This is a genomic window from Streptomyces sp. NPDC001393, assembly GCF_053597455.1.
Map to the genome: position 1 here is coordinate 15,970 of NZ_JBSFIH010000010.1, position 23,273 is coordinate 39,242.

Here is a 23,273-nt window from a genome sequence, read left to right on the forward strand (position 1 = left end):
CCCGCACACCAGCGCAGGCGGCCTGACCAGCCGTAGCGACACCTCACAGAAAGGCGCCCCGGCATGCGGCATGCCACAGAGCACGCGCACCTCCCCACCGCGGAACTGGACACGGCCCTGCGGGGCGGCCCCTTCCATGTGGCGCTGCGCGCCGCGATCGCCGCACGCGGGCTGCCGCTCCAGCGCGTCCAGCACCATCTGTCCCGCCACGGGGTCAAGGTCGGGGTCACCAGCCTCAGTTACTGGCAGCAGGGTGCCCGCCGCCCGCAGCGCCCGGAGTCGCTACGGGCCGTACGGGCGCTGGAGGAGATCCTCCAGCTGCCGGACGAGTCACTGATCCGGCTGCTCGCCGAGGCCGACGCGCGCACAGCGGGCGGACGGCCGGCGGGGCGCTCCTACCGCTCCCTGCTCGAGGCCTCGGACGTCCTGGACCGGCTCCGGGCCGAGCTCGGCTGGTCCCTCGACGGCGGGCTGCACACCCTGGGCCACCACGAATGCGTCCGCATCGGCGCCCGGCGCGAGCTGGCCGGCCGCGAGGCTCACCACATCGTGCGCGCCCACCGCGACGGCGTCGACCGTTTCGTCGCCGTGCACCATGGCGACCCCGGCTGCCGCCCGCACGACACCAGAGTGCGAGCGCTGGAGAACTGCCGCACCGGACGTGTCCGCTGGGACCAGGACACCGGCGTGCTGGCCGCGGAGCTGCTCTTCGACATCCGGCTGCGCGCCGGCGACACCTTCCTGTTCCGGTACGGCATCGAGGACGGCACGGCCGGACCCTGCCGCGAGTACCTCCACCGCTTCGGCTTCCCCGGCGGGCAGTACGCCCTCCAGGTACGGTTCGACGCGGCCGCGCTGCCGGTCCGCTGTCATCGCTTCACCCAGCACTCGGCGGCGGCCCCCCGCAGCGCCCGCCACGAACTGCCGCTCACCGGCCCCCACCACTGCGTCCACGTGGTCGAACCACGGATCCGACCCGGCATCGTCGGCATCGCGTGGGAATGGGATTGAAAGAGCCGGGTGAATTCGTCGAGTGAAGTCGCCTCGGGTGTAAGGGTGTTGGGGCGTTTCGGACCGGCCGCTCGAGCGATGAGCCAGGGCTCGCGGGGTGGCGGGTGCGGGTGCGCGGCGTACGGGTCTCCGAGCGTGACGGCGCCGTGGCGGCGGGTGGGACGCGGGGCGGCAGCGGCGGTGACGCGGCGCCCGGCGCAGCGGCGTGGCGGCACTGCTGCACCCGGGCATGACGGCGCACGCGACTGCGCCGGCGGTGTTGTGCGGCCGTACGCCCCGGTCAGGCGGCCGGGCCGGCGATGATCCTGCCGTTCGTCGCTTTCACGGGCAGCTCGGTCAGGGGCTCGGTGGCCGGTGACTGGACCACCTTGCCGGTCACGGCGTCGAACTGGCTGCCGTGACAGGGGCAGATCAGGGTCGTCCCCTGGAGCTTGTTGATGGGGCACCCGGCGTGCGTGCAGATCGTGCTGTAGGCCTTCAGCGCGCCGTTCCCGTCCCGGCTGACGACCACGTTGTGGTCCCGGTAGAGCTTGGCGCCACCCTTCGAGACCTCGTTCTCGGCGCCGAGGTCCACCGGCGCGGTCGGAGTGGCCGTGACCGAGCCACTCTCACCCGGAACCGAGCACGCTGCCAGGCCGAGCCCGGCGACGGGGGCCACGGCGGCCCCTCGGAGGACGGTACGACGGCTCGCGGACGGTCGGGCGGGCATCTGGGACTCCACTGCTCAAGGGGTGTGCAGGGCGACGATACCCGGGCGCAGGGGCCGGCCTCGGGGCGGGGGCGGTGCCTGCGGGAAGCGGCGCCCGGAGCGGGGTTGCGGCGCATGCGCGCACAAGGAGGGAAGGGCGTAATCGCTTGCGCAAGCGTTTACGCGGAGGCGGTCGATGGGATACGGTCCCAGCCGGAAGGACTGCGCTCGGTCGGTCGGCAAGGAGACACGATGCCCACGATGGCGGACGTCGCGCGGAACGCCGGAGTCTCCGTCGCGACCGTCTCGCACGTGCTGAACGGCACCCGCCCCGTGCTGCCCCACACCCGCCAGGCCGTGCTCGACGCGATCGACGCCCTCGGCTACACCCCGAACACCCTGGCGCGGTCCCTGGTGACCTCCCGCACCCGCTCCATCGGGCTGGCGGTGTCGGCGATCAGCAACCCGTACTTCACGGAGATCCTCCAGGGCGTCGAGACCGCCGCCCTGGCGGCGGGCTACAGCCTGCTCATCACGGACCCGCACGACGACCCCGGGCACGAACGCAAGGTCGTGCAGCTCCTCCATGAACGCCGGGTGGACGGCGTGATCGTCGCTCCCTCCGCGCGTCCTGACGAACTGGTCGGCTATCTCCGCCGGCACTCCGTGCCGACCGTGTTCCTGGACCGGGTGATCGATGCGGGCGTTCCCGGACCAGGGGTCGATGCGGGCGCGATGGAGGGCCTTGCGACAGGTGCTGGAGCCGGCGCGGCCTGCGACGAGGACGCGCCCTGGTACGACCAGGTCTGCGCCGACAGCGCCGAGCCGACCGCCCGTCTGGTCACCCATCTCGCCGGGCGAGGCCATCACAGAATCGGCCTGGTCGCGGGCCTGCCCGGGCTCAGCACCACCAGTGAGCGTGTCTCCGGCTACCGGGACGGCCTCAGCGCCGCCGGGCTGGACTTCGACGAACGGCTCCTCGTGTCCGGCAACTCCGAGTCCTCGGGTGCCGAGCAGGCCACGGCCGCCCTGCTCGCCCTCCCCGAACCACCCACGGCACTCGTCACCGCCAACAACGCCATGACCATCGGCGCCCTGCGCGCCCTGCGCCGGCACGGCCTGTCCGTCCCGGACGACATCGCCCTGTGCTGCTTCGACGACTTCGCCTGGGCCGACCTCTTCTCCCCCCGGCTCACCGCCATCGCGCAGCCCAGCAGGGAGTTGGGCACGCTGGCCGTCCAGGTGCTCCTGGACCGTCTCGCCGAGCCGCGCCGGGCGAGCCGGACAGTGCGGCTGCCGTGCGCGTTCGTCCATCGCACGTCCTGCGGGTGCCCGGAGGAGCCGGGCAGCTCCGAGAAGCCCGGGCACATCGCGTCATCCACGCCGTCGGAGAAGGGAACCGCCTCGTGATCGTCGTCGCCGGTGAGGCACTGATAGACCTGGTACCGCAGGGCTCCGGCGCCCTTGCAGGCCTGAAGCCGGCGCTCGGCGGCGGCCCGTACAACACCGCGCTGGCCCTTGGCCGGCTCGGGTCACGCACCGCGTTCTGCTCCCGGACCTCACGCGACGCCTTCGGCGAGGCCCTGCTGGACGGGCTGCGGCGGGCGGGGGTGGACGTGTCGGGCGTGCAGCGCGGGGCGGAGCCGACGACGCTCGCGGTGGCCACGATCGACGGCAGCGGCTCTGCCGCCTATTCCTTCTATGTGGACGGCACCGCCGACCGCCTGTTCACCGCCCCCGCCGTGCTGCCCGCCGACACGCGCGCGGTGTCCTTCGGCACCTGCTCGCTCGTCCTGGAGCCGGGGGCGAGCGCCTATGAGGAGCTGATGCGCACGGCGGCCGGGCAGGGGCTGTTCACCGCGCTCGACCCCAACATCCGGGCGGGGCTGATTCCGGACGCGGACGCCTACCGGGCGCGTTTCAAGAGCTGGCTGCCCTCGGTGACGCTGCTGAAGCTGTCCGCGGAGGACGCCGAGTGGCTGGGCGGCACCCCGCGGGAGTGGCTGGCCGCGGGACCGGCGGCCGTCGTGGTGACCCGGGGCGGGGAGGGTCTGACTGCGTTCACCCGGGACGGTGCGGAGCACGTCGTGCCGGGTGAGAAGGTCGCCGTGGTGGACACCATCGGCGCCGGTGACACGGTGAACGCGGCCTTGCTGCACGGGCTTTCCGCCCTGGACGCGCTGTCGGAGGAAGCGCTCGCCGCCCTCGGGACAGAGGGCTGGACGCGGCTGCTGCGCTTCGCGGCACGCGCGGCTGCGATCACCTGCTCGCGAGCGGGGGCTGAGCCGCCGTTCGCGACGGAGCTCGGTGATCTGTGAACGCCCCGTTTTCTCTCCGCTATTTTCCTCTCTGCTGTTGTCAAGGTGCTGCCGGATCCGTGATGCGGGGACCCCTCGGACCCCGGAGCCGGGGTGGCTGATGGTGGAACGAGCGGCGCCCCGCGGGAAGTTCCCGCGGGGCGCCGCTTTTTCTGATGGTTTGTCAGGCCTTGCGCGTCGTCTTCTTCGCGGTCGCCACCTTCTTCGTGGCCGCATCGGCCTTCTTGGTCGCCGTGTTGTTGGCCTTGGCCGTCACCGTCTTCTTCGCCGCCGTCTTCGCGGCGGCCGTCCTCTTGGCCGTGCCCGACCGCGGCGCCTTCACCGGTTCCGCGTCGCTGATGCGATCGGCGCCGAGGATCTCCCGCAGGAACTTGCCGGTGTGGCTGGCCGGGACCCCGGCGACCTCCTCGGGCGTGCCCTCGGCGACCACGAGGCCACCGCCGGCACCGCCCTCCGGGCCCATGTCGACGATCCAGTCGGCAGTCTTGATCACGTCGAGGTTGTGCTCGATGACGATGACCGTGTTGCCCTTGTCGACCAGGCCGCCGAGAACCTTCAGCAACTTGCTGATGTCCTCGAAGTGCAGACCGGTGGTGGGCTCGTCCAGGACGTAGACCGTGCGTCCGGTGGATCGCTTCTGCAGCTCGCTGGCCAGCTTCACGCGCTGGGCCTCACCGCCGGAGAGGGTGGTGGCGGACTGGCCGAGGCGGACGTAGCCGAGGCCGACGTCCTTCAGCGTCCTCAGGTGCCGGGAGATGGCCGGGACGGCCTCGAAGAAGTCGGTGGCCTCCTCGATCGGCATGTTCAGCACGTCGGCGATGGACTTGCCCTTGTAGTGGACCTCCAGGGTCTCCCGGTTGTACCGGGCACCGTGGCAGACCTCGCACGGGACGTAGACGTCCGGGAGGAAGTTCATCTCGATCTTGATGGTGCCGTCGCCCGCGCAGTTCTCGCAGCGGCCGCCCTTGACGTTGAAGGAGAAGCGACCGGGCAGGTAACCGCGGACCTTCGCCTCGGTGGTCTCGGCGAACAGCTTGCGGATGTGGTCGAAGACGCCGGTGTACGTCGCCGGGTTGGACCGCGGGGTGCGGCCGATCGGTGACTGGTCGACGTGCACGACCTTGTCGACCAGGTCGTCGCCGTCCACGCGCGTGTGCCGTCCGGGGACGTTCCTCGCGCCGTTCAGCTCGCGCGCCAGGTGCGTGTACAGGATGTCGTTGACCAGCGTCGACTTGCCCGATCCGGAGACGCCGGTGACGGCCGTGAACACGCCCAGCGGGAAGGACACGTCGATGTCCTGCAGGTTGTTCTCACGGGCACCGTGCACGGTGAGCTGCCGGGACGGGTCGCGCGGCCGCCGGATGTCCGGCACCGGGATCGCCTTGCGGCCGGAGAGGTACGCGCCGGTCTGCGACTCGGTGTTGGCGAGCAGCTCCTTCAGCGAGCCGCTGTGCACGACCTTGCCGCCGTGCTCGCCTGCGCCGGGGCCGATGTCCACGACCCAGTCGGCGACCTTGATGGTGTCCTCGTCGTGCTCCACGACGATGAGCGTGTTGCCCATGTCGCGCAACCGGACCAGGGTCTCGATCAGCCGGTGGTTGTCGCGCTGGTGCAGGCCGATGGACGGCTCGTCCAGGACGTACAGGACGCCGACCAGGCCGGAGCCGATCTGGGTGGCCAGACGGATGCGCTGGGCCTCGCCGCCGGAGAGCGTGCCGGCCGCGCGGTTGAGCGAGAGGTAGTCCAGACCGACGTCGACCAGGAAGCGCAGTCGCTCGTTGACCTCCTTCAGCACGCGCTCGGCGATCTTCTTGTCACGGGCGCTCAGCGTCAGCCGGCCCAGGAAGTCCGCGCAGTCGCTGATCGACATCGCGGAGACCTCGGCGATCGACTTCTCCATGATCGTGACCGCGAGGACGATCGGCTTCAGGCGCGTGCCCTCGCAGGAGGGGCAGGGCACCTCGCGCATGTAGCCCTCGAAGCGCTCGCGGCTGGCGTCGCTCTCGGCCTCGCTGTGCCGGCGCTTGACGAACGGCACCGCGCCCTCGAAGGGCGTGGTGTACACGCGCTCGCGGCCATACCGGTTGCGGTACCGGACCTCGATCTGGGTCTTGTGGCCGTGGAGCAGGGCCTTCTTCGCGCGCTGCGGCAGGCCCGCGAACGGGATGTCGGTGCGGAAGCCGAGCGCGTCGGCGAGGGCGCCGATCAGGCGGCCGAAGTAGTCCTTGGTGTGCCCGTGCGACCACGGGTGGATGGCGCCCTCGTCCAGGGTCTTTTCCTCGTCCGGGACGATCAGCTCGGGGTCGACCTCCATGCGCGTGCCGATGCCCGTGCAGTCGGGGCAGGCGCCGAAGGGCGAGTTGAAGGAGAAGGAGCGGGGCTCCAGTTCCTCGAAGGACAGGTCGTCGTACGGGCAGTACAGGTGCTCGGAGTACATGCGCTCGCGCTCGGGGTCGTCCTCGGGGAGGTCGACGAAGTCGAGTACGACCATGCCGCCGGACAGGCCGAGGGCGGTCTCGACGGAGTCGGTGAGGCGGCGCTTGGCGGACTCCTTCACCGTGAGGCGGTCGACGACCACCTCGATGGTGTGTTTCTCCTGCTTTTTCAGCGCCGGCGGGTCGGACAGCTGGATGGTCTGTCCGTCCACACGCGCGCGGGAGTAGCCCTTGGTCTGCAGGTCGGCGAAGAGGTCGACGAACTCGCCCTTGCGCTCGCGCACCAGCGGCGACAGCACCTGGAAGCGGCTCCCCTCCGGCAGCTCCAGGACCTTGTCGACGATGGCCTGCGGCGACTGGCGCGAGATGGGGCGGCCGCACTCGGGGCAGTGCGGCTTGCCGATGCGCGCGAAGAGCAGCCGCAGATAGTCGTAGACCTCGGTGATGGTGCCGACCGTCGAGCGCGGGTTGCGCGAGGTCGACTTCTGGTCGATGGAGACCGCCGGGGACAGGCCCTCGATGAAGTCGACGTCCGGCTTGTCCATCTGGCCGAGGAACTGGCGGGCGTACGAGGACAGCGACTCCACGTAGCGCCGCTGGCCCTCCGCGAAGATCGTGTCGAAGGCCAGGGAGGACTTGCCCGACCCGGACAGGCCGGTGAAGACGATGAGCGAGTCACGCGGCAGGTCGAGCGAGACATTCTTCAGGTTGTGCTCGCGCGCGCCACGGACGATGAGACGGTCGGCCACGCCGGTCCGCACCTTTCTTGAGAGAAGTGACAGGGGCGGGGCCCCCGTGCTTCTTCAGACTAGGGGGAGCCACTGACAACGCCGGTCGGATTCTCCGGTTGCATAACAACCCCCGGCCATCCAGCATGCCCGACGCCGCCTCCGACGATATAGCACGTGCTTTCGATTTGCGGACGAGCTTCACCACCTTCACCCAAAGGTGTGGTGGGGGCTAATGTCAGGCCCATGATTGATCACGCTCATGACCTGGCATGTGTACGTGACGCGACCGAACGGCTCCTCAGCGCGGTCGCCGAACTGGACAACGCGTCGCTCGCCGAGCCGTCACGGCTTCCGGGCTGGACCCGCGGGCACGTCCTCGCCCACCTCGCCCGCAACGCGGACGCGCTCGTGAACGTTCTCGAAGGCCGGCCCATGTACGCGAGCGCCGAGGTGCGGGACGCCGACATCGAGCGTGACGCCCCGCGTCCCCTCGACGCCCAGCTCGCGGACCTGCGCGAGAGCGCGGCCCGCTTCCAGGCGACAGGGGACGCCCCGGCGGACTGGTCGCGCACGGTGGAGCTGCGCAACGGGGTCACCGACTCCGCGTCCCGGGTGCCGTTCCGGCGGTGGGCCGAGGTCGAGCTGCACCACGTGGATCTCGGCATCGGGTACGAGCTGGAGGATCTTCCGGCCGAGTTCACGGACCGGGAGATCGACTTCCTCGCGGAGCGCTTCGCCGGGCACAAGGAGGTGCCCTCGACCGGCCTGGTTGCGAGCGACGGCCGGATCTGGACCACGGGCGGTGGCGCGGAGGGCGGAGCGGTCGCGGTGAAGGGCACCGGCGCCGACCTGCTGGGCTGGCTCGCCGGGCGGCGTGACGGCTCCGGGCTGACCACGGACGGCGCGCTGCCGAAGCTGCCTCCGCTGTAGGTCGCGCACGGTCCGCGGGCCCGTCCCCGCTATAGGCTGATCACCATGACGTACACCGGAGAGGTCAGGGTCGGCGGACCGGCGGATGTGCACGAGCTGAAAGACCTGATGATCACGAAGATCGCGGTCGGCCCGATGGACAACAACGCCTATCTGCTGCGTTGCCGGGCCACCGACGAGCAGCTCCTGATCGACGCCGCCAACGAGGCGCAGACACTTCTCGGCATGATCGGTGACGACGGCATCGCGTCCGTCGTCACCACGCACCAGCACGGCGACCACTGGCAGGCGCTGGCCGAGGTCGTCGCGGCCACGGGCGCGCGTACGTACGCCGGCCGCGAGGACGCCCCCGGCATCCCCGTGCCCACCGATGTCCTCGTCAACGACGGCGACGTCATCAGGGTGGGGCAGGTGGAGCTCACCGCACGGCACCTCGTCGGGCACACCCCGGGTTCGATCGCGCTGGTCTACGACGACCCGCACGGCCATCCGCACATCTTCACCGGCGACTGCCTCTTCCCGGGAGGCGTCGGCAACACGCGCAAGGATCCGAAGGCCTTCGCCAGCCTGATCCACGACGTGGAGACGAAGATCTTCGACGTGCTGCCCGATGAGACCTGGGTCTATCCCGGGCACGGCAACGACACGACCCTGGGCGCGGAGCGGCCGCATCTGCCGGAGTGGCACGCGCGCGGGTGGTGAGCGCCGGGCGCTTTCCTCTTCTGAGCGCTGCGCACCCGTTCTCGCCGCGCGCCCCGTGTGAACGTTTCGCACGCGCCGGGGGTGCGTACGCGCTCCCCGTATGCGCTGTCACGCGGTCGACTGGTGGTAACCCCGCAGAGGATGACGGCTCCTCTGCGGCAGGGCCGCCGGTCTCCAACCACGCCCTCGACCGGCGGCCCAGGCCAACGGCCCACGCCGTGAGGAGTGTTCACACGACCGCAACACCCGTTCCCAGTATGCGGACAGTTATGGTCGTGACCTGGACAAACGCGGGGTTCGCTGCCAATCTCCCGCCATGTACCCAGCCCCTCGCGTCCTGCGCCGTGCGGCAGCCGCCGCCACCGTAGCCCTGCTCACCACAGCCGTAGGCTGCGCCCCGCAGCCCGACGACAAGGCGTCGGCCGCCTCCTCCGACTCGGCAGCGAAGAGCTGCGCCAAGGGCAGGCTGGCCACCAAGACGTCCGGAAAGCTGACGATCGCGACGGACGAACCGGCGTACGAGCCCTGGTTCAAGGACGACAAGCCCGCCAACGGCAAGGGCTTCGAATCGGCCGTCGCGTACGCCGTGGCGAAGCAGCTCGGCTACGACAACAGCGCCGTGGTCTGGCAGAGCGTGCCGTTCAACAAGGCGTTCGCGCCCGGCGAGAAGACCTTCGACTTCGACATCAACCAGGTGTCGATCAGCACCGAGCGCAGGAAGGCCGTCGACTTCTCCTCCGGCTACTACGACGTGCGCCAGGCCGTCATCGCGCTGAAGAGCAGCAAGGCCGCCAAGGCGAGGAGCATCGCGGACCTGAAGAGCCTCAAGCTGGGCGCCCAGGTGGGCACCACGAGCCTCAACTACATCAGTGACGTGGTGAAGCCGTCGCAGGAGGCGGCCGCGTACTCCAAGAACGACCAGGCCATCTCGGCGCTCAAGAACGGCCAGGTGGACGCGATCGTCACCGATCTGCCGACCGCCTTCTACGTCACCTCGGCCCAGGTGACCGACGCCAGGATCGTCGGCCAGTTCGAGAACCAGGGTGGCACGCCGGAGCAGTTCGGGCTCGTCCTCGACAAGGGCAGCGGCCTCTCGTCGTGCGTGACGCAGGCCGTGGACGCCCTGCGCAAGGACGGCACGCTGGCGAAGCTGGAGAAGCAGTGGCTGTCGGACGCCGTCGACGCTCCGGTGCTCAAGTGACGGTCATGGAGGAGGAGTCCGGGGAGGACTTTGGCAAGGACGTCCTGCGCGACGAGTACGTCCCGTCCGAGCGGCGGCTGGAGCGCGAGCGTCACAAACGCGCGCGTGCCCGTCGCGCGACGGCGATCGCCGCCCTGTCGACCCTGGTCACCGGCGTCGTCCTCTACCTGGTCGTGGTCAGCGCGCCCGGCTGGCCGCGCACCAAGGAGACCTTCTTCGACGGGCAGTACGCGCGCGAGGCCTTTCCCAAGGTCCTCGAAGGGCTGTGGCTCAACGTCCGGCTGCTGCTGATCTGCGGCGTGCTGGTGCTCGTTCTGGGCATGCTGATCGCCATCGCGCGCACCCTGCCCGGGCCCGTGTTCTTTCCCCTGCGTGTGCTGGCGGCCGCGTACACGGATTTCTTCCGCGGCCTGCCACTGATCATCAACCTGATGATCGTCGTCTTCGGGGTGCCCGCGCTGCGCCTCCAGGGCGTGACCGTCGACCCTGTGCTGCTCGGCGGTACGGCACTGACACTGACGTACTCGGCTTACGTCGCCGAGGTGTTCCGCGCCGGCATCGAGTCCGTGCACCCCTCGCAGCGCGCCGCGGCCCGTTCGCTGGGTCTGACCAACCGTCAGGCGCTGCGGTTCGTCGTGCTCCCCCAGGCCGTACGCCGTCAGGTGCCTCCCCTGCTGAACGACCTCGTGTCCCTGCAGAAGGACACCGGGCTCGTGTCGATCGGCGGCGCGGTCGACGCCGTTCGGGCGGCCGACATCATCGCCCAGCGCAGCCTCAACTACACCCCGTACATCGTCGCGGGCCTGGTCTTCGTCGCCCTGACCATTCCGATGACCCGCTTCACGGACTGGGTGACGGCCCGCATGGACCGGCAGCGGGCCCAGGGAGGATCGCTATGAGCGACACAGTCACGCCCGTGCTGCGCATGGAGTCCGTCCGCAAGACCTTCGGCGGCTCCGTGGTGCTGCGGGACGTCGGTCTGGAGGTCACCCCGCACACGGTGACCGCGCTGATCGGCGCCTCCGGTTCGGGCAAGTCCACGCTGCTGCGCTGCGCCAACCTCCTGGAGGAGATCGACGACGGCGCGATCTGGCTGGACGGCGAGGAGATCACCGATCCACGCGCCGACCAGGACGCGGTCCGGCGCCGGATCGGCGTGGTGTTCCAGGCGTACAACCTCTTCCCGCACATGACGGTGCTGGACAACATCACGCTGGCGCCCCGCCGGGTGCACGGCGTCCCCCGCGCCGAGGCCGAGGAACGGGCCAGGGAGCTGCTGGAGCGCCTCGCACTGAGCGCCAAGGCGGATGCCTATCCGGACCGGCTCAGCGGCGGTCAGCAGCAGCGTGTGGCGATCGTACGGGCGCTTGCCGTACGGCCGCGGCTGTTGCTGCTGGACGAGATCACGGCGGCGCTCGACCCCGAACTCGTGGGTGAGGTGCTGGAGGTGGTCCGGGACCTGAAGGCCGACGGCATGACCATGGTGCTGGCGACGCACGAGATGGGCTTCGCGCGGGACGTCGCCGACCAGGTTTGTTTTCTGGACGGTGGAGTCGTGTTGGAGCGCGGCACCGCCGAGCAGGTCTTCGGCGACCCGCAGCAGGAGCGCACGCGACGCTTCCTGCGGCGGATCGTGGAGGCGGGCAGGCTGTGAAGCCCCCGGTCTACGCCTCGGCCTGGGCCGCGCCCACCAGGGCGGCGACCCGCTCCACACCGAACACGTAGCCCTGCACACCGCATCCGGCGATCACGCCGTCGGCTCGCAGCGAGACATAGGAGTGGTGCCGGAACGATTCGCGCTGGTGGATGTTGGAGATGTGCACCTCCAGCACCGGCATGCCGTCGCAGGTGTTGAGTGCGTCCAGAATCGCGACCGACGTGTGGGAGTAGGCGCCGGGGTTGATGACGATGCCGCAGTGGTTCAGGCGCGCCTCGTGGATCCAGTCGACCAACTCACCCTCGTGGTTGGACTGCCGGAAGTCCACCGTGCCACCGTGCGCGGCCGCGGCCTTGGCACACAGCGCCTCGACGTCGGCCAGGGTGTCCCTGCCATAGATCTCGGGCTGGCGCTGACCGAGCAGGTTCAGATTGGGCCCGTTGAGGATCATGATCGGGGCGTTGGCCAGGGTGCGGGGCACGTTTCCTCCGGTCCGTTCGGGGCGGTACGCCGACGACCGCCGCTCGCACCCGGTCTATCACGCCGACCGGAGCGCATGACGGGCCGCCTGCACCGGGGGCCTCGGCGCACATCACTGTCGCCCGATCGCCTCCGCGCGCCCCGTAACTGTTGATCACGGCGCGTGGTTGACGCGGCATGCAGCCTGTGCGTGCCGTGAGCGCCCCTTCGATGACGAGACTCGCCGCCGCGTCCCTGGCGGGGACCGCGATCGAGTTCTACGACTTCTTCGTCTACGGGACCGCGGCGGCCCTGGTCCTGGGGCCGCTGTTCTTCCCGACGTTCTCGCCGGTCGCGGGGACGCTGGCGGCGTTCGTGACGTTCGGGGCGGGGTTCGTGGCCCGGCCGCTGGGCTCGGTGGTGTTCGGGCACCTCGGCGACCGGCACGGACGCAGGCCGGTGCTCGTCCTCTCACTGCTGGTCACTGGCGCTTCGACGGTCGCGGTTGGCTGTGTGCCGTCGTACGGGACGATCGGCGTCGCCGCACCCCTGTTGCTGCTCGTGCTGCGCTTCCTGCAGGGTCTCGGGCTCGGCGGGGAATGGGGCGGAGCGGTGCTGCTGACCGCGGAGCATGCGCCGCCCGCACGACGTGCGCTGTGGTCGAGCTTTCCTCAAGTGGGGCCCGCGGTGGGCTTCGTGCTCGCCAACGGGGTGATGCTGGCGCTGTCGGCGGCACTGTCCGACGCGGACTTCGCGCGGTGGGGCTGGCGCGTGCCGTTCTGGGTCGCGGGTGCGCCGGCGCTCGCCGGGCTGTGGCTGCGCTCGTCGCTCGCCGAGAGCCCCCGGTTCCTGGAAATCGACGACCACGCGCGCGTGCCGCTCGTCGAGGTCGTACGGCATCACGGGCGGCTGGTGCTACTGACGGCCGGCGCGCTGGCCATCGGGTACGCGGTGTTCTACGCGGTGACGACCTGGTCGCTGGCGTATGCGACGGAACGGCTCGGGGTCAGCCGGACGGTGATGCTGACCTGCGTCATGGCCGCGGTGGTCGTGAAGGGCGCCCTCACGCCCCTGGTCGCGCTTCTCGGCGACCGCTACGGGCGGCGGCCGATGTGTCTGACAGGGTGCGCAGCCTGCGTCCTGTGGATGCTCCCGATGGTGGCACTGCTGGCCACCGGCCGACCGCTGCTGATGTTCCTGGGCATCCTGGGCGCTCTGATCTCCTTCGTCACCATGTTCGCGGTCATCGCCGCCTACCTGCCGGAACTGTACGAGGCGCGGGTGCGCTGCACGGGCGCCGCAGTGGGCTACAACCTCGGCGGGGTCCTCGGCGGCGCGCTCACCCCGATCGTGGCCACGGCGCTCGCGGAGCAGAGCGGGCGTGTGCCCTGGGCCGTGGGTGTGTATCTGACGGGCATCGGGCTGATCAGTCTGGTGTGCTTCGCGCTGCTTCCGGAGACGCGGCCGGTGCCCGTACCGGCGGTGGAGCCGGCGACGGGCTGACCGGCCCGGCACCGGGACGACCCGACGACTGCAAGCGTCCCTCAGCCGGACCGGACGGGCGGGCACTACGGATTGACGGCCAACTCCAGGTAGGCCGCGAAGAGGACCAGGTGGACACCACCCTGCAGGGGTGTGGCCCGTCCCGGCACCACTGTCAGGGAGCTGACGACGATGGTCAGCGCGAGCAGCAGCATGTGTGTGGAGCCGAGGCCGAGGACGAGCGGCCCGGACAGCCAGACGGAGGCGAGGGCGACGGCCGGGATGGTGAGGCCGATGCTGGCCATGGCCGAGCCGAGTGCGAGGTTGAGACTGGTCTGCACCCGGTCGCGGCGTGCGGCGCGCAGCGCGGCGATCGTCTCCGGCAGCAGCACGAGCAGGGCGATGATCACGCCCACGACTGCTTGGTTCAGGCCGGCCGCTTCCACGCCCGACTCGATGGTGGGCGAGACCCCCTTGGCCAGGCCAACCACGCCGATCAGGGCCAGGCCGAGCAGACCGAGGCTGATCCAGGCGGTGCGCCCGGACGGAGGCCGGGCGTGGTGGTCGGCCGTGATGACCTCGCCCTGCCGGGTGATCGGCAGGAAGTAGTCGCGGTGGCGCACGGTCTGGGTGGCCACGAACAGTCCGTACAGAATCAGTGAGGACAGCGCGGCGAAGGTCAGCTGCACCGAGGAGAACTCGGGTCCGGGCTTGCTGGTGGTGAAGGTCGGCAGCACCAGGCTGAGGGTGGCCAGCGTCGCCACGGTCGCCAGGGCGGCCCCGGTGCCCTCGGGGTTGAAGACGGCGGTGCCGTGCCGCAGGGAGGCGGCGAGCAGACACAGCCCGACGATGCCGTTGCAGGTGATCATCACGGCGGCGAAGACGGTGTCCCTGGCCAGGGTGGAACTTTTACTGCCGCCGTCCGCCATGAGGGTGACGATCAGAGCCACCTCGATGATCGTGACGGCGATGGCGAGCACCAGGGAGCCGAAGGGCTCACCGACGCGGTGGGCGACGACCTCGGCGTGGTGGACGGCCGCCAGGACGGAACCGGCGAGCACCAGGGTCACGAGGGCCACGACCGCGCCAGGCAGGTTGCGGCCCCAGGTGAGGACCAGGAGGACGACCGCGAGGACGGGCACGAGGATCGTCCAGTGCCGGGTGAGCGCCCGGCGCCGAGTGATCATGCGGCGATGTTCGCAGAGAGGTACAGGATTCGCATTCCGCTCTTTTCGGATACTTCTTTTCCTTTCCGCTTGTCCTTCCGCCGTGGGGCCGGGTACCTGGCCATACCTGCCGCAGGCTTCGTCAGGCGTCGACGCTGTCCTTCCGAGCGGTTTCGCCGTCGGTGTACGCCGCCTCGACGGTGGCCCGCTTTCTGGTGGCCATCAGGCTGGTGACGGTCGTGACGACCAGGACCGCGCAGATCACGCCGAGCGAGACCGGGATGCTGATCTCGGGGACGTGAACGCCGGACTCGTGCAGGGCGTGCAGAACCAGCTTCACGCCGATGAAGCCCAGGATGATCGACAGGCCGTACGACAGGTGGACCAGCTTCTTCAGCAGGCCGCCGATGAGGAAGTACAGCTGTCGCAGGCCCATGAGGGCAAAGGCGTTGGCGGTGAAGACGATGTAGGGGTCCTGGGTCAGACCGAAGATCGCCGGGATCGAGTCCAGGGCGAACAGGACGTCCGTGGTACCGATGGCGAGCATCACGACCAGCATCGGGGTCATGACCCGCTTGCCGTTCTGCCGTATCCACAGCTTGGTGCCGTGGTACCGGTCGGCGACACCGAACCTGCGCTCCGCGGCCTTCAGCAGCTTGTTCTCCTCGTACTCCTCGTCCTCCTGGTCAGCGCGGGCCTCCTTGATGAGCTTCCAGGCGGTCCAGATCAGGAAGGCGCCGAAGAGGTAGAAGACCCAGGAGAAGCCGACGATGATCGCGGCTCCCGCGGCAATGAAGACGGCCCGCAGGACCAGCGCTATGAGCACGCCGACGAGCAGGACGCGCTGCTGGTACCGCGCGGGCACCGCGAACTTCGCCATGATCAGGACGAAGACGAAGAGATTGTCGACGCTCAGCGACTTCTCGGTGATGAATCCCGCGAAGAACTCGCCGGCCGGTTGTCCGCCGCCGAAGACGAGAAGGCCGAAGCCGAACAGCCCGGCCAGGGCGATCCAGACGACGGTCCAGATCCCGGCTTCCTTGATCGACACCTCGTGGGGCTTGCGCCCGATGAGGAAATCGACCGCGATCAGGGCGGCAAGGCCCACGATGGTCAGGACCCACAGGGCCACGGAGACTTCCACTGCACCTCCGGCATTACGTAACGGCAAACACGTCAGCGTCGTCGCTGCCGGAGGTCTCTTCCACCCGCGTCGGGCCGGCGCCCCGGGACCGGAACCGGTCCGTACTGACGGGCGCGCCGCGGCCAGGAGTACTCCCCTCCGTACGGAAGACAGTACCTCAATCACCAAGGAAAGGTAAAGGGAAAAGTAAAATAAAGACCAAATGCGCTGATGGAAAGCCTTTACCGGCCCTTGGTCAGGGCTCTCGCCACTTCGGTGAGCACCTGGTGCACGACCTGGCTGCCAGCCGGCACCAGCGACGGTTCGTAGGTCCAGGCGTGGCCCACCCAGGGGTCGGCGAAGTGATCGTCGGGCACAGGGGTGAGTCGCATCAGCGAACGCCACAGCGGATCGAGCAGGGGGCCATAGGCGGCGGCGTCCTCGCGGTCCGCCACCAGCAGGAGGTGGACACCGACATCGGGCCCCTCGTCGGCGAGATAGCGCAGCCGGGTCACCGCCCGGTCGTCGAAGCCGTGCGGGAAGTCGTTGACGATCAGGAGCTGACGGGCGGTGTCGACATCGGCCGGCAGCGACTCGGGCGCGCCGCCGCGCACCGCCATCTGCACCAGATCGACCCTCCGGGTGAGCCGCTCCAGCACCTCCGTCACACCTGCCGCGCCGGTCGCGGGAGGCGCGGCGAGCACCCCGGTCCGCGTGAGCGGGGCGAATGCCGCCGCCCCGGTGCCGGCCGGGTCGATGACCTGCACGGCGAAGTCCGCCGCCGGATGCACGGCGAGCAGCCGCGCCGCGAGTGCCGCAGCCGTCTCCATGGCCAGGTGCCGCAGTTCGGCGGAGTCCGGGAAGCCGCTGGGCGCCGCCGGGCCGCTGTCGAGCCACAGGCCGCGTTCCAGCGGCAGCCTGACCAGCAGAGGGATGCGCAGCGGCTCGCTCTCGGGCAGATGGAGGTCGCCGAGGCGCAGGGCCATCGGCGGCTCGGCGGGCACGCGGTAGCCGTGCCAGACGGGGTTGTCCCAGCGGGCGTAGGCCGGCGGCAGCGCGGGCTCGACCACCTCGGACTCCGCGGTGAGCTGGGCGATGTCACGGTCGAGGACCGCACGCGCCTGGTCCACCAGCTGTGTCCGGCGGGCATGGGCCGCCTCGCGCGCGACGTCGCCCGCGGTGCCGAGCCTGCCGCGGGGGTCGGTGAGGACCTGGTCGAGCTCCTTCTCCAGGCGGGAGTCGGCGAAGTCGACGGCGCTGCGGTACGCGGCGGTCGTGCGGGCCAGGTCCTCGAACATCCCCCAGACCTGGTTGTACAGCCGCTCCTCCATCGACCAGCCCACGGCGTCGCCCGCGACGGGTTGCGCGGGCCCGCCGTCGTCGGCAGTCGGAGCCGCCGGGGGCGGTGTGCCGTTCTGGCGACGGCCTGGGTGCTTGTAGTCGACCCGGGTGCCGGGGTCGCGCGAGGCTGCGCCGGGTCCCTGTGTGTCGTGGGGGTTCCGCGCGTCATACGGCGGTGCCGGCTCCGAGTGCCTCGGGGTACCGGACGGAGTCGGCTCAGCAGTCCCGGACGCGGCGGTGTCCCGGGGCTCGGGCGCGTCGGTGCCGTACGGCCCGGCGACCGGTGTGACGCGCGCGGCGGAGGCGGACGTGTCGTGCGGTGGGGCCGTGGAGGTGCCCTGCGGCGTGCGGGCCGACGTCTCGTGCGCAGACGGTGCGGAGGGCGGCGCCTGCAGCGTGCGGGACGGGCCGGGGGCGGCCGCCTCGCCGGAGTCGGCCGACTCACCGGAGGCCGCCGCCTCATGGGCGGTTGCCGCGAGGGCGGCGGCCTCGCGAAGGCCCTGGTCGGTCAGGAGTGCGGGGAGTCCGGCCGCGTAACCCTGGCCCACCGCACGCACCTTCCAGACGCCCTGTCTGCGGTACAGCTCCAGGGCGAGCACGGCGGTCTCGCTGTCCAGGCCGGTGAGGGTGTAACAGGCGAGTTCGGTGCCGTCGAGGCTCTCGACCGTCGTGTGCGGGGAGGCGACGGCACCGAACCGGAGCGGTGCCCCGGGCCCGGTGGGCAGGGCGAGGAAGACGTCGACGCGGTGGACGGCCTCGGGCAGGGCGCCCAGGTCGACGGCGAGCCGGTGCTCGGTGGCCGCCTGCCGGGGCACCTCGACACCGGGTACGACGGGCGCGCCGGGGTGGGCCACCCAGTGCGGACCGTGCACCGTGCCGCTCTCGTCGCCGAGCGTGGCTCCGGCGAGAACCGGCACCCCGGCCGAGATCCGGATCGTCAGCCGGACCTGGGACAGCGGGTGGTTCTGCCCCCGCACCAGCTCGGCCTTCATCGCCGTCGTCCCCCTGTGTCGTTGTCGTTCTGTCGTGCGTCCCGCCGGTCGGGCAGGCGGTCCTACAGGTGCTGCTGGATCGCCGGCATCAGGTCCTGGAACGTACGGCCGTAAGCCGGGGTGCCCAGCGCGGTCATCGTCCAGCCCGGGCCCGCGCGGTGCACCTTCGCCATGATCTGGGCGGTGTAGTCGCCACCGCCGTCCAGCGTGTAGCGGGCCAGTTCCTGCCCGTTGGTCTCGTCCACGAGACGGCAGAACGCGTTCTGCACCTCCTGGAAGGTCTGGCCCGTGAAGGAGTTCACGGTGAAGACGATCTGGTCGATGTGAACCGGAACGCGCTGCAGGTCCACGAGGATGGCCTCGTCGTCACCGCCCTGTCCGGCGCCGCCGACGAGGTTGTCACCGGTGTGGCGGACGGAACCGTCGTCGCTCACGAGGTGGCGGAAGAAGACGACATCGACCGGCTGGGTCTCGGCGAAGAGAACGGCCGACGCGTCCAGGTCGATCTCGCGCGTGCGGGAGCCGAACAGACCGCGCCGCTTCGCCGCCTGCCAGCCGAGCCCCATACGGACCGCGGTCAGCGTGCCCCCGTCCTTCTTCTCCAGGCTGATGGCCTGACCCTTGCTCAAGTTGACGGACACCGCTGAATCCCCTCTCGAAGGTCCCCTGTTGCCGCGCAGTGCGCGGTTGTCCAGAACCCTACGCAGGGGCACCGACAGTGCCGAACCCCGGCCCGCGCTTTGTGTCGGTGTTGCAACACTTGGCGCATATACCGAGGTCCGGCAGGGTGGTGGGGCTCAGGCGAGACCGGCCTCCCGCATCTGGCGCAGCTCCTTCTTCATCTCCGAGACCTCGTCACGCAGCCGGGCCGCGATCTCGAACTGCAGCTCCGCGGCGGCGGCGCGCATACGCTCGGTCATCTCCTCGATCTGCTCGGCGAGTTCGGCCGCCGGGCGGTCCGTGGGAACCACGGCCGCCGCCTTGCCCTTGGCGGCCTTACCGGCCTTCGCGCCCTTGGCCGCCTTGTCGCCCAGGGCCGGGACGGGTGCCTTGGCGCCGTTGCCGTCCTTGGACTTGCGGTAGCCGGTGCCGAGCAGCTGCTCGGTGTCGACCTGCTCGCGGGCGATCTGCGCGACGATGTCGTTGATCTTCTTGCGCAGCGGCTGCGGGTCGATGCCGTTGGCCTTGTTGTAGGCGACCTGCTTCTCCCGGCGCCGGTTGGTCTCCTCGATGGCCTTCTCCATCGCCGGGGTGATCTTGTCGGCGTACATGTGGACCTGACCGGAGACGTTGCGCGCCGCGCGGCCGATGGTCTGGATCAGCGAGGTGCCCGAACGCAGGAAGCCCTCCTTGTCGGCGTCCAGGATCGCCACCAGGGACACCTCGGGCAGGTCGAGGCCCTCTCGCAGGAGGTTGATGCCGACCAGGACGTCGTACTCACCGGAGCGCAGCTCGCGCAGCAGCTCGACGCGGCGCAGGGTGTCGACGTCGCTGTGCAGATAGCGCACCTGGATGCCGAGCTCCAGGAAGTAGTCGGTGAGGTCCTCGGCCATCTTCTTGGTGAGCGTGGTGACGAGGACGCGCTCGTCCTTCTCGGTGCGCTTGCGGATCTCGTGCACCAGGTCGTCGATCTGGCCCTCGGTGGGCTTGACCACGACCTCCGGGTCGACCAGGCCGGTCGGGCGGATGATCTGCTCCACGACGCCGTCGGAGCGCGACATCTCGTAGGTGCCCGGGGTCGCCGAGAGGTACACGGTCTGGCCGATGCGCTCCTGGAACTCCTCCCACTTCAAGGGGCGGTTGTCCAGGGCGGAGGGCAGGCGGAAACCGTGCTCCACGAGGGTGCGCTTGCGCGAGGCGTCGCCCTCGTACATCGCGCCGATCTGCGGGACGGTGACATGCGACTCGTCGATGACGAGCAGGAAGTCGTCCGGGAAGTAGTCCAGCAGGGTGTTGGGCGGGGAACCGGGCGAGCGACCGTCGAAGTGCATCGAGTAGTTCTCCACACCGGAGCAGGTGCCGATCTGGCGGAGCATCTCGATGTCGTACGTGGTGCGCATCCGCAGGCGCTGGGCCTCCAGGAGCTTGCCCTGCTTCTCCAGCTCGGCCAGGCGCTCCCCCAGCTCCTTCTCGATGTCGTTGACGGCCCGCTCCATGCGCTCGGGGCCGGCCACGTAGTGGGAGGCGGGGAAGATGTACAGCTGCTGGTCGTCGCTGATGATCTCGCCGGTGAGCGGGTGCAGCGTGGACAGCGCCTCGATCTCGTCGCCGAACATCTCGATGCGGACGGCCAGCTCCTCGTAGACCGGGAAGATCTCGATGGTGTCGCCGCGGACCCGGAAGGTGCCACGGGTGAAGGCCATGTCGTTGCGCGTGTACTGGATGTCGACGAAGCGGCGCAGCAGCTCGTCCCGGTCGATCTCGTCGCCGACCCTGAGGGGGACCATCCGGTCCACGTACTCCTGCGGGGTACCGAGGCCGTAGATGCAGGACACCGAGGCGACCACGACGACGTCGCGGCGGGTGAGCAGCGAGTTCGTCGCCGAGTGGCGCAGCCGCTCGACCTCCTCGTTGATCGAGGAGTCCTTCTCGATGTAGGTGTCCGACTGCGGGACGTAGGCCTCGGGCTGGTAGTAGTCGTAGTAGGAGACGAAGTATTCGACCGCGTTGTTCGGCAGGAGCTCGCGGAACTCGTTGGCCAGCTGGGCGGCCAGCGTCTTGTTCGGCGCCATGACGAGCGTGGGACGCTGGAGCTTCTCGATCATCCACGCCGTGGTGGCGGACTTGCCGGTGCCGGTGGCGCCCAGCAGGACGACATCCCTCTCACCGGCCTCGATCCGCTTGGCCAGGTCGGCGATGGCCGTCGGCTGGTCGCCGCTGGGCTGGTAGGGGCTGACGACCTCGAAGGGCGCCACCGTGCGTTCGATGTGGGAAACGGGCCGCATGTCATCCACCGTACGACCCCGCACTGACAACGGGTCCGGATCAGCGGTTCTGCGGGGTCCGGGAGACGGGATGCCCGGGCTGGTGCCCGTGGTGGAGGGCGGGACGCCGGTGCAGGTGGGAGGCGACAGCGGAGGCCGGGACCCCCGGTTTGTGCTCGACGGGCCTGGGGACGGGCCGACCCATGATCATCAGCGGGTCGAAGATCACCACGACGCCCGCGAGGATCAGGAAGGCGAGCGGGCCGATCAGCATGGGCGCGAGCACGGACGGTTCCGGCGCGCCTCCGCCAGTGTGCGAAGTGCCGTCGAGGTGGACGCCGAGGGCGGCCATGCCCGTGTAGTGCATACCGCTGACCGCGAGCCCCATGACGAGGCTCGCCCCCACGCTCCACATGAAGCCCCGGACGCGTCCGGCGGCCCACAGCGCGGCGGTGGCGGCGACGACCGCTATGACGACGGAGGCGGCGACGGTGTACGTGTTGTACGTGAACCGCCCGTGGAAGTGCACGCCGGCCATGCCGAGGTAGTGCATCGAGGCGACGCCCAGACCGGTGATGGTGCCGCCGGTGAACAGCGCGGTGCCGGTGGCGCCCCGGTAGCCGACGATGAAGATCCCGACGCCGACCATGACGATGGCGAGGGCGAGGCTCGCGTAGGTGATCGGCTTGTCGTAGTGGATCGGCGTCTCCTTGATGGCGAAGCCCATCATGGCGACGAAGTGCATGGTCCAGATGCCGGAGCCGATCGCGGCCGAGCCGAGGGCCAGCCAGGCGGGCCTCCGGGAATGCGTGACCAGCAGGGACCGGGTGGTGCAGCGCAGGCCGAGGGCGCCGCCGAGGCAGGCCATCAGATAGGCCACCAATGGAGTGACGGCCCCATAGCTGAATCCGTCGACCGTGCCTTGCATCCGCGGCTGCCCTTCCGCCCTCGTGCGTCCCGGAATCCTTGAAATGTTCCCCCGGCCCAGGACCGCCGGGGCGGTCAGGGTTGTCGCAGAGAGTATGACCCCCACCGGAATGGTCGAACGATTTTCCGGCAAAGAAACACGGCCTTGCCTCAGTTGTGCGGCACCGGTGTGCGGACTTGGGACATATCCATCGCGTCTGTGGCCGTCGTGCGCCCGGCGTCGTTGACTGTCTGCTGACAGTGTGGTTGCTGTCCGTGTTCACTCGACGCGAGGAGTCTGCATGCACGCGCGCGTAGTTGCCGCCACGGCCGCCGCGGTCCTGGGGGCGGCGGCCCTGCTGAGCCCCGGCACCGATGCCCGGGCCGGCGAATTCGCCGTGCCCACGGTGATCGCCCACCGGGGTGCCTCCGCCTACGCTCCCGAGAACACGCTGGCCTCGATCGACAAGGCCGCGCAGCTGGGCTTCTGCTGGGTCGAGAACGACGTCCAGCGCACCAAGGACGGCGAGCTGGTCGTCATCCACGACGACAGCCTGCAGCGCACCACGAACGTCGAGCAGGTCTTCCCCGGCCGCGCGCCGTGGAAGGTGAAGGACTTCACCGCGGCCGAGATCGCCCGGCTGGACGCGGGCAGCTGGTACTCCCCCGCTTACGCGGGCACGCGCGTGCCGACGCTGAAGCAGTACATGCGCCGGATCGAGCACAACCACGAGAAGCTGCTCCTGGAGATCAAGAACCCCGAGCTGTATCCGGGCATCGAGCAGCAGACCCTGAAGCTCCTCGGCAACGAGGGCTGGCTGGACCGCAAGCACCTGCACCGGTTGATCGTGCAGAGTTTCAGCGCCGACAGCATCCGGACCGTGCACGATCTGAAGCCCGCGATCACCACCGCCCTCCTCGGGTCGCCCACGGTGTCGCAACTGCCCCGGTACGCGCGCTTCGCCGATCTCATCAATCCCTCGTACGGGTCGCTCTCCAAGGGGTACGTCGGGGCCGTCCACACCTTCGACGGGCCGCACGGCAAGCCGCTCGGGGTGTTCGCCTGGACGGTCAACGACGCGGCCACCGCGCGGAAGGTCGCGGGCTACGACGTGGACGGGATCATCACCAACAAGCCCGACGTGGTGCGGGCGGCGCTCGGCTCGGACTGAACACGGCGGGCATTGTCAGTGGCGGGTCGTACCGT

The 23,273-nt window shown here is 70.0% G+C and carries 19 protein-coding genes; 10 read left to right on the forward strand and 9 right to left on the reverse strand.

What is annotated here, in order from left to right:
* Nucleotides 1-63 precede the first annotated feature (63 nt).
* Complete coding sequence (locus ACWC2T_RS14045; protein WP_450670614.1) at nucleotides 64-1,011, forward strand: hypothetical protein; 948 nt, start codon at nucleotides 64-66, stop codon at nucleotides 1,009-1,011.
* Nucleotides 1,012-1,291: 280 nt separating this feature from the next.
* Here the strand turns inward: ACWC2T_RS14045 and ACWC2T_RS14050 are convergent, their stop codons facing one another.
* On the reverse strand, nucleotides 1,292-1,720 hold the full coding sequence (locus ACWC2T_RS14050) for a Rieske (2Fe-2S) protein (protein WP_450670615.1): 429 nt from the start codon (nucleotides 1,718-1,720) through the stop codon (nucleotides 1,292-1,294).
* A 231-nt stretch (nucleotides 1,721-1,951) separates the two neighbouring features.
* Here ACWC2T_RS14050 and ACWC2T_RS14055 point away from each other — a divergent pair, with 231 nt between their 5' ends.
* Both ACWC2T_RS14055 and ACWC2T_RS14060 read left to right on the forward strand, forming a co-directional pair.
* A complete protein-coding gene (locus ACWC2T_RS14055; RefSeq protein ID WP_450670616.1) occupies nucleotides 1,952-3,109 on the forward strand; it encodes a LacI family DNA-binding transcriptional regulator in 1,158 nt (385 codons plus the stop codon).
* Complete coding sequence (locus ACWC2T_RS14060) at nucleotides 3,106-4,017, forward strand: carbohydrate kinase family protein (protein WP_450670617.1); 912 nt, start codon at nucleotides 3,106-3,108, stop codon at nucleotides 4,015-4,017. The genes ACWC2T_RS14055 and ACWC2T_RS14060 overlap by 4 nt, the downstream gene beginning before the upstream one ends.
* Nucleotides 4,018-4,180: 163 nt before the next feature.
* Here ACWC2T_RS14060 and uvrA read toward each other — a convergent pair whose 3' ends face one another.
* On the reverse strand, nucleotides 4,181-7,201 hold the full coding sequence (gene uvrA / locus ACWC2T_RS14065; RefSeq protein ID WP_450670618.1) for an excinuclease ABC subunit UvrA: 3,021 nt from the start codon (nucleotides 7,199-7,201) through the stop codon (nucleotides 4,181-4,183).
* A 225-nt stretch (nucleotides 7,202-7,426) separates the two neighbouring features.
* On the opposite strand from uvrA, the gene ACWC2T_RS14070 reads away from it, so the two are divergent.
* The 5 genes from ACWC2T_RS14070 to ACWC2T_RS14090 all read left to right on the forward strand — a co-directional run bounded on the left by ACWC2T_RS14070 (nucleotide 7,427) and on the right by ACWC2T_RS14090 (nucleotide 11,670).
* Nucleotides 7,427-8,113 (forward strand): maleylpyruvate isomerase family mycothiol-dependent enzyme, encoded by a 687-nt coding sequence (locus ACWC2T_RS14070; protein ID WP_450670619.1) that lies wholly within the window; start codon nucleotides 7,427-7,429, stop codon nucleotides 8,111-8,113.
* A 45-nt stretch (nucleotides 8,114-8,158) separates the two neighbouring features.
* A complete protein-coding gene (locus ACWC2T_RS14075) occupies nucleotides 8,159-8,815 on the forward strand; it encodes an MBL fold metallo-hydrolase (RefSeq protein WP_450670620.1) in 657 nt (218 codons plus the stop codon).
* Nucleotides 8,816-9,131: 316 nt separating this feature from the next.
* A complete protein-coding gene (locus ACWC2T_RS14080) occupies nucleotides 9,132-10,016 on the forward strand; it encodes an ABC transporter substrate-binding protein (RefSeq protein ID WP_450670621.1) in 885 nt (294 codons plus the stop codon).
* Nucleotides 10,013-10,915 (forward strand): amino acid ABC transporter permease, encoded by a 903-nt coding sequence (locus ACWC2T_RS14085; protein ID WP_450670622.1) that lies wholly within the window; start codon nucleotides 10,013-10,015, stop codon nucleotides 10,913-10,915. The genes ACWC2T_RS14080 and ACWC2T_RS14085 overlap by 4 nt, the downstream gene beginning before the upstream one ends.
* Entirely contained in the window at nucleotides 10,912-11,670 is a 759-nt protein-coding gene (locus ACWC2T_RS14090; protein ID WP_450670623.1) for an amino acid ABC transporter ATP-binding protein, read from the forward strand. Before ACWC2T_RS14085 ends, ACWC2T_RS14090 begins: the two co-directional genes overlap by 4 nt.
* Before the next feature lie 10 nt (nucleotides 11,671-11,680).
* On the opposite strand, the gene aroQ is transcribed toward ACWC2T_RS14090, so the two are convergent.
* Complete coding sequence (aroQ, locus tag ACWC2T_RS14095) at nucleotides 11,681-12,154, reverse strand: type II 3-dehydroquinate dehydratase (protein ID WP_450670624.1); 474 nt, start codon at nucleotides 12,152-12,154, stop codon at nucleotides 11,681-11,683.
* 209 nt (nucleotides 12,155-12,363) lie between these two features.
* Between aroQ and ACWC2T_RS14100 the strand changes: the two genes are divergently transcribed.
* Complete coding sequence (locus tag ACWC2T_RS14100; RefSeq protein ID WP_450670625.1) at nucleotides 12,364-13,635, forward strand: MFS transporter; 1,272 nt, start codon at nucleotides 12,364-12,366, stop codon at nucleotides 13,633-13,635.
* A 65-nt stretch (nucleotides 13,636-13,700) separates the two neighbouring features.
* On the opposite strand, the gene ACWC2T_RS14105 is transcribed toward ACWC2T_RS14100, so the two are convergent.
* From ACWC2T_RS14105 to ACWC2T_RS14130, 6 genes are all read right to left on the reverse strand, one after another.
* Nucleotides 13,701-14,801 (reverse strand): calcium:proton antiporter, encoded by a 1,101-nt coding sequence (locus ACWC2T_RS14105; RefSeq protein ID WP_450670626.1) that lies wholly within the window; start codon nucleotides 14,799-14,801, stop codon nucleotides 13,701-13,703.
* A 121-nt stretch (nucleotides 14,802-14,922) separates the two neighbouring features.
* Nucleotides 14,923-15,924, reverse strand: coding sequence for a TerC family protein (locus ACWC2T_RS14110; protein WP_450670627.1), 1,002 nt, complete (start codon nucleotides 15,922-15,924; stop codon nucleotides 14,923-14,925).
* Between the two features lie 221 nt (nucleotides 15,925-16,145).
* Nucleotides 16,146-18,236, reverse strand: a complete 2,091-nt coding sequence (locus tag ACWC2T_RS14115) for a TerD family protein (RefSeq protein WP_450670628.1) — start codon at nucleotides 18,234-18,236, stop codon at nucleotides 16,146-16,148.
* Between the two features lie 62 nt (nucleotides 18,237-18,298).
* Entirely contained in the window at nucleotides 18,299-18,877 is a 579-nt protein-coding gene (locus ACWC2T_RS14120; RefSeq protein ID WP_450670629.1) for a TerD family protein, read from the reverse strand.
* 156 nt (nucleotides 18,878-19,033) lie between these two features.
* Nucleotides 19,034-21,181 carry an excinuclease ABC subunit UvrB gene (gene uvrB, locus ACWC2T_RS14125; RefSeq protein WP_450670630.1) on the reverse strand — a complete coding sequence of 716 codons (2,148 nt, stop codon included), beginning with the start codon at nucleotides 21,179-21,181 and terminating at the stop codon, nucleotides 19,034-19,036.
* Between the two features lie 40 nt (nucleotides 21,182-21,221).
* Nucleotides 21,222-22,088: an MHYT domain-containing protein gene (locus ACWC2T_RS14130; RefSeq protein WP_450670631.1), complete on the reverse strand. Its 867-nt coding sequence runs from the start codon at nucleotides 22,086-22,088 to the stop codon at nucleotides 21,222-21,224.
* A 280-nt stretch (nucleotides 22,089-22,368) separates the two neighbouring features.
* Between ACWC2T_RS14130 and ACWC2T_RS14135 the strand changes: the two genes are divergently transcribed.
* Complete coding sequence (locus ACWC2T_RS14135) at nucleotides 22,369-23,238, forward strand: glycerophosphodiester phosphodiesterase (RefSeq protein WP_450670632.1); 870 nt, start codon at nucleotides 22,369-22,371, stop codon at nucleotides 23,236-23,238.
* Nucleotides 23,239-23,273: the final 35 nt, after the last annotated feature.